The organism is Kitasatospora sp. MBT66 (genome assembly GCF_000710405.2).
GTDB lineage: Bacteria > Actinomycetota > Actinomycetes > Streptomycetales > Streptomycetaceae > Kitasatospora > Kitasatospora purpeofusca.
Map to the genome: position 1 here is coordinate 325,590 of NZ_JAIY01000003.1, position 10,614 is coordinate 336,203.

Sequence of the window (10,614 nt, forward strand, 5' to 3'; positions counted from 1 at the left end):
CCGGCAGTCCCGTCGGCCCCGCCGTCGGCAGAGCCGACCGCGGCAACCACGCCGACCGCGCCGCTGTCCGCTGCGCCGTCGTCCGCCGCGCCGTCGCCTGTGCGCCCGGCCCGCCGGCCGGCGTTCCACACGCTGCGGATCGCCGCGGTGGAGCGGCTCTGCGACGACGCCGTCGCCGTGACCTTCGCGGTGCCGGACGGGCTCACGGAGGCCTTCGCGTTCCGGCCGGGGCAGACGCTGACGCTGCGCCGGGTGGTGGACAGGGTCGACGAGCGCCGCTCGTACTCGATCTGCGCCCCCGTCGGCGGCCCGCTGCGCATCGCCGTGCGCGAGGTGCCGGGCGGCCTGTTCTCCCGCTGGCTGGTGCGGGACGCCGGGCCCGGGGAGGAGGTCGAGGTGCTGACGCCGTCCGGCCTGTTCACCCCCGACCTCGGCGAGCCCGCCGACCATGTGCTGCTGGCCGCCGGTTCCGGCATCACGCCGATGCTGTCCATCGCCGCCTCCGTGCTGGCCGCCGACCGCGCCTCCACCGTGACCCTGCTCTACGGCAACCGCCGCAGCGACACCGTGATGTTCGCGGACGAGCTGGCCGATCTGAAGGACCGCTACCTGGGCCGCTTCCAGCTGGTCCACGTGCTCTCCCGGGAGACCCGGGACGCCGAACTGCTCAGCGGCCGGCTCGACCCGGAGCGGGTCGAGGCCCTGCTGCGGGCGCTGGTGGACGTGCCGGCGGTCGGCCACTGGTGGCTCTGCGGGCCGTTCGGGATGGTCACCGGGGCGAAGGAGCTGCTCGGCGGGCTGGGCGTGCCGACCGAGCGGGTGCACCAGGAGCTGTTCCACGCCGAGGACGAGCCGATCGGCGAACGCCCCGACGACATGCCGGGCGCGGCGGACGGTGCCGAGGGCGTCGAACGCAGCGAGGTCACCGTCGTCCTGGACGGCCGGGGCAGCACGCTCAGCCTGCCGCGCGACCGGTCGGTGCTGGACGGCGCGCAGCGCTCCCGGCCGGACCTGCCGTTCGCCTGCAAGGGCGGGGTGTGCGGGACCTGCCGCGCCCTGGTCACCGAGGGGGAGGTGTCGATGCGGCGCAACTTCGCCCTGGAGGAGAAGGAACTGGCGGCCGGTTACGTCCTCACCTGCCAGGCCCGTCCGGTGACGGACCGGGTGACGGTCGACTTCGACCGCTGACGGGCGACGGACGAGCCGCCGCACCTGCTCGGGGCGGTGGCTCGCCCGTCCAGGCGCTACCCGGCGGGCACCGCGACCCCGGCCGACTCGAGCCCGGCCGATTCGACGCCGGCCGACTCGACCCCGGCCGGGTCGCCGAGCAGCGCGACGATCTCATTGACCGCCGCCCGGCCCGCGCGGTTGGCGCCGACGGTGCTGGCGGACGGCCCGTAGCCGACCAGGTGGACCCGGGGGTCGGCGGTGGCCCGGGTGCCGGTCAGGGCGATGCCACCGCCGGCGGAGCGCAGGCCGAGCGGGGCGAGGTGGCCGACCTCGGGGCGGAAGCCGGTCGCCCAGACGATCGCGTCGACGGCGAGTTCCTCGTCACCCCAGGCGACCCCGTGCTCGGTGAGGCGGTCGAACATCGGCCGGCGCCGCAGCGCGCCCAGCTCCTCGGCGCGGCGGTAGGCCACCGACGGTCCGAGCCCGGTCACGCTCACCACGCTGCGCACCGGCAGCCCCTGGCGGACCCGCTCCTCGACCTTGGCGACCACGGCGCGCCCGTACTCGGGGGTGAACGGCCCGGCGTGGTACACCGGCGGGGTGCGGGTGACCCAGACGGTCTCGCCGACCGTCGCGACCTCCGACAGCACCTGGATCGCCGAGGCGCCGCCGCCCACCACCAGGACCCGCTTGCCGGCGAACTCCTCCGGCCCCCGGTACGCGGCGTAGTGCAGCTGCCGCCCGGCGAACCGGCCCGGGTAGTGGGGCAGGAAGGGCCGGGTCCAGGTGCCGGTGGCGTTGATCAGGGCCCGGGCCGACCAGGTGCCGGAGTCGGTCTCGACCAGCAGCCGGGCGTCGGGCCGCGCCGATTCCGAGCGCACCGCCAGCACCTTGACCGGGCGCACCACCGGGAGCGCGTGCTGTGCCTCGTACGCCGCGAAGTACCCCGGGACGACCTCGCGCGCCGGTGCGTTCGGGTCGACGTCGGGCAGTTCGACGTCGGGCAGGTCGTGGAAGCCGTGCACGGTGGCCATCCGCAGCGAGGGGGACCGGTGGGCCCAGGCGCCGCCGGGGGCGTCGTCGGCGTCGAGGACGACGAACCCGCCGCCGCCGGTGCCGTCGGCCTCGCCCGCTCCGCTGCCTCCCGCTGCCGCTTCGCGGTAGGGGGCGAAGCCGCGGCGGCGCAGGTGGTAGGCGGCGGACAGGCCCGCCTGGCCCGCGCCGATCACCACGACGTCGACCCGGCGGACCGGGTCGGAGTTGGTTGCACCGTAAACAGTCACGCCGGTGAAACATCCGGTGCGCGGCGAGTGTTCCCGGCCGCCGCCTGGCCGGGAACACGGCCGCGCGCGGGCCCGTCCACCGCAGTGACCGGACCGGACCGGGTCGGACCTCCCCGGCTCAGGCCGTGGCCGGGGAGATCACCACCGCGGTCCCGTACGCGCAGACCTCCGTGCCCGCGTCGGCCGCCTCCGTCACATCGAAACGGAACATCAGCACCGCGTTCCCGCCGCGCGCCTTGGTCTGCTCGACCAGCCGCTCCATCGCCTCGTTCCGGCTCTCCACCAGGGTCTTGGTCAGACCGCGCAGCTCGCCGCCGACCAGCGACTTCAGCGAGGCGCCGATCTGGCTGCCGATGTGCCGGCTGCGCACCGTCAGACCGAAGACCTCGCCGATCACATGGTCCACCCGGTAGCCGGGGATGTCGTTGGTGGTCACTACCAGCACCTGGGCGTCCGGGCGCTGCCCGCCGCCGTACTCGTCGATGTTCGCCATGTCGCCCATCCTGCGGGCGCTTCGACGCCGTCGGACAGAGGCGCGCGGGGGCGCGACCGGGAGAAGGCGGAGCAGTGACGGCGAGAACGCGAAGGGTAGCCGGAACAGACCGGTGATCGGACGGCCGAAAGGCCGTACCGTAGCCCCATGGGCGAGCGAAGCGATCATCCACAGGGGCCGGGCGCGGCGGAGGACTCCGGCGCGCAGGAGATCGAGGCGACGGTGGTCCTGGGACTGCGGATCACGAACTGGCCGGCGCTGCGCGCCGCGGCCATCGCGGCCGTGGAGGAACTGGACTTCGACGGCGTCGATCCGGCCGGGCAGCGCCGTGAACTGCTGCGCGAGGTGGCCGAGGACGCCAACGCGGCACTCGGCGCACTGCTGCACCCGGACCGGCTGGTGGCCGCGATCCCCGGGGTCGAGGCGGTCGGCGGCACGCTGGAGATCAGCGTCACCGAGGACTTCGCGCCGGACTTCGCCGAACTGTTCCCGCTGGACGGCGACGAGGAGGACGGCGGCAGCTCGGCGGGCGACTGGACGCTCACCCCGCGCACCGCGTGCCTGCTCCACGCCCAGCTGCTCGGGCTGGCCGACGCCGCCTACGACGACCTCGACGAGCACGAGGACGAGCCGGTAGCCGATGGCGAGGAGGCGGACTGGACGGTGTTCGGCAGGCTGCCGCAGCGCACTTGGCGGCTGCACCGCAGCTGGCGCCGGGCGATGGCCCGCACCTTCGACGACCTCGCCGACGACCTCGCGCTCGGCGAATGGCCGCTGCCGCGCTGCCTGGCCGAGGAGATCGCGCTGCGGATGGCCCTGGTCGACGCCCGGACCCTGCTCGGCGCGCAGCCCGAGTCCGTCGCCGACATGATGGGCGACCTGCCCGCCGACCTGTACGACTACGACTGGGACGGCTGCCACGACGAGCTGTTCGGCGTCTACGGGCCGGACGACGGCGATCCGGAACTGACCGCGGAGCAGCGCGCCGAACTGCTGCTCACCGCCACCCACCCGGAGGGCTGGTTCCTGAACTACGACGACGCGGAGGAGCGGGACGCGCAGCGCGGCTACCGCCGCTGACCGCGAGCTGCCTACCGGTGCCCGGCGCCGATGACCGGGCCGGGCGCCGGGAACCCCGCGGTGATCGCCCCGGGGCGGGGGCTGGCATGCTGGACGGGTGACCTCACCGTTCGACGCCCCCGTCCCAGACCCGATGCCCGAGGACCGCGACGCCCGCCAGCAGTACGTGCTGCCGCTGGTGGTCCGGATGGAGCGCGCGACGCCGCCCGGGCGGACCGACGCGCTGGAGACCTCGGCGCGGGCGGTGCTGACCCTGCTGAACGACCCGCGGGTGGTCGAGCCGGAGGGCGAGTGGGCGGAGCGGGTGCTGGCCTGGGAGGACGCGCGGATCCGCAAGGTGGTCCGGCGGGCGCGCGGCGGCGAGTGGCGCCGGGCCGGCGAGCTGCCCGGCATCACGGTGACGGGCGTGGAGGCGGAGGTGCGGGTGTTCCCGCCGGTTCCGCTGGACGGCTGGCCGAAGGAACTGGCCAAGCTCCAGGTGTCGGGCACCGACCTGGAGGAGACCGGTCCGGTCGGCGCCGCGACGCCGGGCGTGCCGGTCCTGTGGCTGAACCCGGAACTGGAGATGAGCGCCGGCAAGACGATGGCGCAGACCGGCCATGCCGCGCAGCTCGCCTGGTGGCGGCTGGACGACGCCCGGCGCAAGGAGTGGGCGGAGAGCGGTTTCGCGCTCGCCGTCCGCACCGCGACGCCGCAGGCGTGGGCGGAACTCGTGGTCGGCGGACTCCCGCTGGTGCAGGACGCCGGCTTCACCGAGATCGCCCCCGGGAGCTGCACCGTGGTGGCGGACCACCCGGCGCTGCGCGGCTGAGAAGGGCGCCCGCCGCCCCGCCCCGGCGGCACGGTGTCAGACCTCCTGGCGGCGCAGGCTGCGTATGCCGGCCCAGGTCGCGGCGGCCGCCCACAGGGCCATGATCAGCAGGCCGGTCCAGTGCCCGTACGCGACCTGCGGGTCGTCGCGGTAGAGCAGCGCGTACTGGCCGGCCCGGTCGGGCAGGAACTGCACGGCGTGGCGCACGACCGGGACGCCGGACAGCAGCGGGGAGAGCAGGAAGACGACCGGCAGCAGCAGGCCCATGGCCGCGGTGAGATTGCGCAGGACGGCGGTCAGCCCGAGGCAGAACACCACCAGCAGGACCGGGTAGAGCACGCCCGCCGTGGCACTGCGCACGAGGGCGGGGCCGTCCCAGGCCTCCGGCACGAAGGCGGCGTAGCCGGTGAACGCCCCGGCCGTACCGAGCAGTCCGACAGCGAGGGCGACGGCCGCGCCGAGGGCGAGCTTGGCGCCGTAGAGGCGGCCGCGGTGCGGGACGGCCGTCAGCGAGAGGCCGATCATGCGGGTGCTGAACTCCTGGCCGAACAGCAGGACGGCGAAGCAGACCAGCGCCGCCTGGCCGAAGTTGAGGCCGTAGTGGATGCCGACGCCCGGGTCGGAGGTGATGCTCTCGTCCTTGTCGCCGAGAGTGGCGGCGACGGCGGTGGTGAACCCCCCACCGTGAGCAGCAGGCCGATCAGCGGGGTGATCCAGAGCGAGCGCAGGGTGGTGAGCTTGATCCGTTCGGCGCGCAGGGCGGCGGGGAGCAGCGAGCCGGTCACGGCCGTCGTCGGGGTGGTCGTCGTAGTGGTCGTTGCGGTGGTCGTCGCGGTGGTCACGCGGCCACCGCCCGGTACTCGACGCTGTCGGCGGTCATTCGCATGAAGGCTTCCTCCAAGGAGTCCTGTTGGACGGCGATCTCGAACAGCACCACGCCGTCGGCGGCGGCCAGGGCGGCGACGGACTCGGCCGTCGCGCCGGTGACCTCCCACGCGCCGTCCGCCGCGGGTTGTGCGTCCAGGCCCGAACGCAGCATCAGCGCGGCCAGCCGCACCGGGTCGACGGCCCGCACCCGGATCCTGGTCCGGCCGTGGCGGTCGATGAAGTCGGAGGTCGCCGCATCCGCCAGCAGTCGGCCCCGGCCGATCACCACCAGGTGGTCGGCGGTCAGGGCCATCTCCGTCATCAGGTGCGAGGAGACCAGCACCGCCCGGCCCTCGGCGGCCAGTCCGCGCAGCAGGGTGCGGATCCAGCGGATGCCCTCCGGGTCGAGGCCGTTGACCGGCTCGTCGAGCATCAGCACTGGTGGATCGCCGAGCAGTGCCGAGGCCACCCCGAGGCGCTGGCGCATGCCGAGCGAGAAGCCGCGGATCCGCCGCCCGGCCGCCGCGGTCAGGCCGACCCGGTCGAGCACCTCGTCCACCCGGCGGTCCGGCAGGCCGTTGCTCGCGGCCAGCCAGCGCAGGTGGCCGCGGGCCGTGCGGCCGCCGTGCAGCGCCTGCGCGTCGAGCAGCGCCCCCACCCGCAGCAGCGGTCGGTCGAGTTCGGCGTAAGGGCGGCCGTCGACCAGGGCCCGGCCGGTGGTCGGGCGGTCGAGGCCGAGAATCAGCCGCATGGTGGTGCTCTTCCCGGCGCCGTTGGGCCCGAGGAAGCCGGTCACCACCCCGGGGACCACCTCGAAGTCGAGCCCGTCCACCACTCGTGCCCCGCCGTACTCCTTGGTGAGACCCTCCACCTTGATCACGACCGTCCTCCGTTCCTTCGGTGCTTGGTGCTTCTGTCCTTCGGTGCTTCTGTGCTTCGGTGACTCCATGGGACCGCAGCCCGGGGGTCCGGCGGATCCCGCCCGGGAGGGGATCCGCCTCCCTCCCGAGAGGGAGTTTGCGCGGGACCCTGGCCTGGCAGGATGGCGCGATGCCCCGAATACTCGCGCCCCTGTTGAGCGCCGCCACCTACGCGCGCTGGCTGCACCTGGTGATCGGTCTGGTCTTCGTCGGCGTCGTGCTGATGGTCTATCCGGGCATCGAGGGGTGGAGCCGGGGCGAACTGCTGGCGCGGGCGGTGCCCGTGGACGCCGCGCTGCTGGGGCTGGCCGCGCTGGTGCCCGCGATGCGGCGGGCGGAGGGCGTTCAGGCGCGGCTGCTGCTGGTGCCCGACCGGGAGCAGGACATCGCCGTCGCGCCCTCCCGCGGCTGGGCCGACCGGCGGCGGACGGCGGCCTGGCTGGTCGGCCGGGTGGTCCTCGGCGGGCTCGTCGGCTGGGCCTCGCTCCTCGTGCCCACCGCCGTCTTCGACCTGGTCGCGCGGCCGGAGCAGGCGGTGTTCGGACTGCGGACGGGTGGTGCGGGCGGGGCCGGCGGGCCGGGCTGGGCGCCGCTGCTGGCGCCGGTGCTGCTGTTCGCGCTCGGCTGGCTGGTCGTCTGGGCCGGGCGGCTCCAGCTCGCCATGGCGGTACGGCTGTTGGGGCCGTCCCCGGCGGAGCGCCTGGCCGCCGCCGAGCTGCGCGCCGAACGCCTGCTGGAACGCAATCTGCTGGCGCGCGAGCTGCACGACTCGATCGGCCACGCGTTGACGGTGACGGTCCTCCAGGCCGGGGCGGCGCGCGAGGTCGGCGACCCGGTGTTCGCCGCCAAGGCGCTGGAGGTCATCGAGGAGACCGGCCGGCGGGCGATGGACGACCTGGAGCGCACGCTCGCCCTGCTGCGCGACCCGGGCGACCAGGGCGACCCCGCTGACCAGGGCGACCGAGCAGACCGGGGCGCACCGGGTGCCCCGGGGCGCGGCCCCGACGGCGACCAGGACGCGCGGGAACGGCCCGGGATCGACCGGCTCCCCGCCCTGTTCGAGACCGCCAGGGCGGCCGGCAGCCCCGTCGAGGCCCGGCTCGACGTCCCCTCCGGCGCCCTCCCCGGGGTGCTCTCCCGCGAGGGCTACCGGATCGTGCAGGAGGGCGTCACCAACGCCCTCAAGTACGCGCCGGGGGAGCCGATCAGCGTCTGGATCGCCGTCCGGGACGGCAGCCTGGAACTGCGCTGCGTCAACGCCCTCCGCCCGCAGTCCGCCCGTTCCCACGGCGGCGCACCGGCCCGGTCGGGCAGCTCACCGCGCCGGGGCGGCAAGGGGCTTCGGGGCATCCGCGAACGGGCCGTACTCCTGGGCGGCGAGGCCACGGCCGGCGCCGAGTCCGGCAAGTGGGTGCTGACCGTTCGGGTACCCCTACGCTTGGGCGGGTGACGATCGACATTCTGCTGGCCGACGACGAGGAACTCGTCCGGGCCGGCCTGCGGGTGGTCCTGGAGGCGCAGGGCGACCTGCGGGTGGTGGGGGAGGCGACGGACGGCGCGGAGGCGATCGCGCTCGCCCGCCGACTGCGCCCGCACGTGGTCCTGATGGACGTTCGGATGCCCGGTCTGGACGGCCTCGCCGCCACCCGCGAACTGGTCCGCGACGCCGCCGCGCCGGGAGGGTACGCGCCCAAGATCCTGGTCGTCACCACCTTCGAGATCGACGACTACGTCTACCAGGCGCTGCGGGCGGGCGCGGACGGCTTCCTGCTCAAGCGCACCCGGCCGAGCGAGATCGCCCAGGCCGTACGGCTGGTGGCGGCCGGCGAGTCACTGCTCTTCCCCGCCCAGATCCGTCGGCTCGCCGCCGCCCGGGGCAACGCGACGGCGCGCGGCACGATGGCCCGCGCCGCCCTGACCGAGCGCGAGGCCGAGGTGCTGCGCCTGGTCGCGCGCGGGCTGACCAACGGCGAGATCGCCGAACAGCTCTTCCTCGGGGTGCAGACGGTGAAGACCCACGTCAGCAGCCTGCTGGCGAAGCTCGGCGCGCGGGACCGGACCCAGGCGGTCATCCTCGCCTACGAGTCGGGCTTCGTGACGCCCACCGAGTGACCACCCGAGGCGTCGGCGGCCGGGGGCGGCAGGAGCGGGGGCCGGGGCCGGGGCCGGAACCGGTGGCGTTCAGGCCGGATAGGCGTGCGTCTGGGCGGCCTTGACCGCGGCCCAGACCGTCGAGCCCCGCGCCAGGCCCAGTTCGGCGACCGCCGCCGGGGTGAGGTCGGCGGCCATCGGAACGGCGCCCGTCAGATCGGCCCGCACCTGGTCGCCGTGGAGGTCGAGCCCGTTGACCGTCAGCTCCCAGACATTGCGAGCGCTCCCCTCCGGCCGCGAGCGGTGCAGGACGACGGCGGACGGCGGGAAGGCGACGAAGACCGGACCGGACAGGTCCTCGTCGGTGGTCAGCTCGGCGCCGTCCGGCAGCGTCACCCGGTGCCCGGCCGAGGTGCCCCGGTAGAGGTTCAACCCGACCAGCCGGGCGATGTAGTCGGTGCGCGGCCGCCGCGCGATCTCCGCCGGCAGGCCCGACTGCACCTCGCGTCCGCCCTCGATCACCACCAGCCGGTCGGCCAGCACCATCGCGTCCAGCGGATCGTGCGTCACCAGCACCGCGACCGCCTCGAACTCGTCCAGGTGGCGCCGCAGCTGCGCCCGCACGTCGAGCCGGGTGCGGGCGTCCAGGGCGGCCAGCGGCTCGTCCAGGAGCAGCAGCCGCGGTCGGACGGCGAGCGCCCGGGCGAGCGCCACCCGCTGGGCCTGCCCGCCGGACAGCCGGGCCGGGCGGGCGGCGGCGTGCTCGGCCAGGCCCATCCGCTCCAGCCAGCCGGCGGCCTCGGCGCGTGCCTCGCGCTTGGAACGGCCCCGGCAGCGCGGGCCGAAGGCGACGTTGTCGAGGGCGCTCAGATGCGGGAACAGCAGGTAGTCCTGGAAGACCACGCCGACCGGACGCTCCTCGGCGGGGGTGTGCAGCCGCTGGGCCGGGTCCTCCAGGACGTCGCCGTCCAGTCGCAGGTGGCCGGCGCCGAGCGGCAGCAGTCCGGCCAGCGCGCGCAGGGCGGTGGACTTCCCGGCGCCGTTCGGGCCGAGCAGCGCGACCACCTCGCCGGGGGCGGCCGTGAGGGCGAGGTCCAGGGTGAAGGCGGCGCGGTCGACCCGCAGCCGGGCGTCCAGACCGGCGGCGCCGGGGTGGGAGGTCATCGGCGCGGCACTCCGGGGACGGGGACGACGGGGACAGGGACGGGGAGGGCGGGGACGACGGGGAAGCGGGCGGGGAGGGCGGGGACGACGGGGAAGCGGGCGGGGGCAGGGGCGGCGGCCGGCCTCACGGCGCGGACATCCAGCGCTCGCGCAGGCCGGCCAGCACCGCGATCGACACCACCAGCAGCACCAGGGACAGCGCGATCGCCGCCTCCGGGTCCGACTCCATCGCGAGGTAGACGGCCAGTGGCATGGTCTGCGTACGGCCCGGGAAGTTGCCCGCGAAGGTGATCGTCGCGCCGAACTCGCCCAGCGCCCGCGCCCAGGCCAGTACGGCGCCGGCCCCGATGCCCGGGGCGATCAGCGGCAGCGTGACCCGGCGGAACGCGGTCAGCCGGGAGGCGCCCAGCGTCGCCGCGGCCTCCTCGTAGCGCGGGTCGGCGGCGCGCAGCGCTCCCTCGACGCTGATCACCAGGAACGGCATCGCGACGAACGCCTCCGCGATCACCACGCCGGTGGTGGTGAACGGCAGCGTGATGCCGAACGCGGAGTCCAGCCAGGAGCCGACGATGCCGCGCCGCCCGAGCACCAGCAGCAGCGCGACGCCGCCGACCACCGGCGGCAGCACCAGCGGCAGCGTGACCAGGGCCCGGACCAGCCGCCGGCCCGGCAGCTCGGTCCGGGCCAGCAGCCAGGCCAGCGGCACGCCCAGGATCAGGGACACCGCCGTGGCGG

Annotated in this window: 11 protein-coding genes; 5 read left to right on the forward strand and 6 right to left on the reverse strand. The window is 75.3% G+C overall.

Annotated features, from left to right (window positions below):
* The first annotated feature begins 63 nt into the window (after positions 1–63).
* Complete coding sequence (paaE, locus tag BI06_RS03370) at positions 64–1,188, forward strand: 1,2-phenylacetyl-CoA epoxidase subunit PaaE (protein ID WP_043465896.1); 1,125 nt, start codon at positions 64–66, stop codon at positions 1,186–1,188.
* Positions 1,189–1,244: 56 nt separating this feature from the next.
* On the opposite strand, the gene BI06_RS03375 is transcribed toward paaE, so the two are convergent.
* Together BI06_RS03375 and BI06_RS03380 are read right to left on the reverse strand one after the other, a co-directional pair.
* Positions 1,245–2,453: an NAD(P)-binding domain-containing protein gene (locus BI06_RS03375; RefSeq protein WP_063794903.1), complete on the reverse strand. Its 1,209-nt coding sequence runs from the start codon at positions 2,451–2,453 to the stop codon at positions 1,245–1,247.
* A gap of 118 nt (positions 2,454–2,571) precedes the next feature.
* Positions 2,572–2,946, reverse strand: coding sequence for a YbjQ family protein (locus BI06_RS03380; RefSeq protein ID WP_030391935.1), 375 nt, complete (start codon positions 2,944–2,946; stop codon positions 2,572–2,574).
* Between the two features lie 147 nt (positions 2,947–3,093).
* Between BI06_RS03380 and BI06_RS03385 the strand changes: the two genes are divergently transcribed.
* Together BI06_RS03385 and BI06_RS03390 are read left to right on the forward strand one after the other, a co-directional pair.
* Positions 3,094–4,026, forward strand: a complete 933-nt coding sequence (locus tag BI06_RS03385) for a hypothetical protein (RefSeq protein WP_051740178.1) — start codon at positions 3,094–3,096, stop codon at positions 4,024–4,026.
* Positions 4,027–4,159: 133 nt separating this feature from the next.
* Complete coding sequence (locus BI06_RS03390; RefSeq protein ID WP_051740179.1) at positions 4,160–4,837, forward strand: aminoacyl-tRNA hydrolase; 678 nt, start codon at positions 4,160–4,162, stop codon at positions 4,835–4,837.
* A 36-nt stretch (positions 4,838–4,873) separates the two neighbouring features.
* Here BI06_RS03390 and BI06_RS03395 read toward each other — a convergent pair whose 3' ends face one another.
* On the reverse strand, positions 4,874–5,362 hold the full coding sequence (locus tag BI06_RS03395; protein ID WP_051740180.1) for an ABC transporter permease: 489 nt from the start codon (positions 5,360–5,362) through the stop codon (positions 4,874–4,876).
* A gap of 313 nt (positions 5,363–5,675) precedes the next feature.
* Positions 5,676–6,584 carry an ABC transporter ATP-binding protein gene (locus BI06_RS03400; RefSeq protein ID WP_043464930.1) on the reverse strand — a complete coding sequence of 303 codons (909 nt, stop codon included), beginning with the start codon at positions 6,582–6,584 and terminating at the stop codon, positions 5,676–5,678.
* A 170-nt stretch (positions 6,585–6,754) separates the two neighbouring features.
* Here BI06_RS03400 and BI06_RS03405 point away from each other — a divergent pair, with 170 nt between their 5' ends.
* Both BI06_RS03405 and BI06_RS03410 read left to right on the forward strand, forming a co-directional pair.
* Positions 6,755–8,074, forward strand: coding sequence for a sensor histidine kinase (locus tag BI06_RS03405; RefSeq protein ID WP_043464933.1), 1,320 nt, complete (start codon positions 6,755–6,757; stop codon positions 8,072–8,074).
* Positions 8,071–8,736, forward strand: coding sequence for a response regulator transcription factor (locus BI06_RS03410; RefSeq protein WP_043464935.1), 666 nt, complete (start codon positions 8,071–8,073; stop codon positions 8,734–8,736). The genes BI06_RS03405 and BI06_RS03410 overlap by 4 nt, the downstream gene beginning before the upstream one ends.
* 69 nt (positions 8,737–8,805) lie before the next feature.
* On the opposite strand, the gene BI06_RS03415 is transcribed toward BI06_RS03410, so the two are convergent.
* Both BI06_RS03415 and modB read right to left on the reverse strand, forming a co-directional pair.
* Positions 8,806–9,879, reverse strand: a complete 1,074-nt coding sequence (locus BI06_RS03415) for an ABC transporter ATP-binding protein (protein WP_043464938.1) — start codon at positions 9,877–9,879, stop codon at positions 8,806–8,808.
* Between the two features lie 124 nt (positions 9,880–10,003).
* A partial coding sequence (gene modB / locus BI06_RS03420) for a molybdate ABC transporter permease subunit (RefSeq protein WP_043464942.1) occupies positions 10,004–10,614 on the reverse strand: 611 nt, incomplete at its 5' end.

Coding starts and splice junctions, on each gene's coding strand:
- BI06_RS03380 (WP_030391935.1), bottom strand. CDS start 2,946: ATGGCGAACATCGACGAGTACGGCGGCGGGCAGCGCCCGGACGCCCAG.
- BI06_RS03385 (WP_051740178.1), top strand. CDS start 3,094: ATGGGCGAGCGAAGCGATCATCCACAGGGGCCGGGCGCGGCGGAGGAC.
- BI06_RS03390 (WP_051740179.1), top strand. CDS start 4,160: ATGCCCGAGGACCGCGACGCCCGCCAGCAGTACGTGCTGCCGCTGGTG.
- BI06_RS03395 (WP_051740180.1), bottom strand. CDS start 5,362: ATGATCGGCCTCTCGCTGACGGCCGTCCCGCACCGCGGCCGCCTCTAC.
- BI06_RS03405 (WP_043464933.1), top strand. CDS start 6,755: ATGCCCCGAATACTCGCGCCCCTGTTGAGCGCCGCCACCTACGCGCGC.
- BI06_RS03415 (WP_043464938.1), bottom strand. CDS start 9,879: ATGACCTCCCACCCCGGCGCCGCCGGTCTGGACGCCCGGCTGCGGGTC.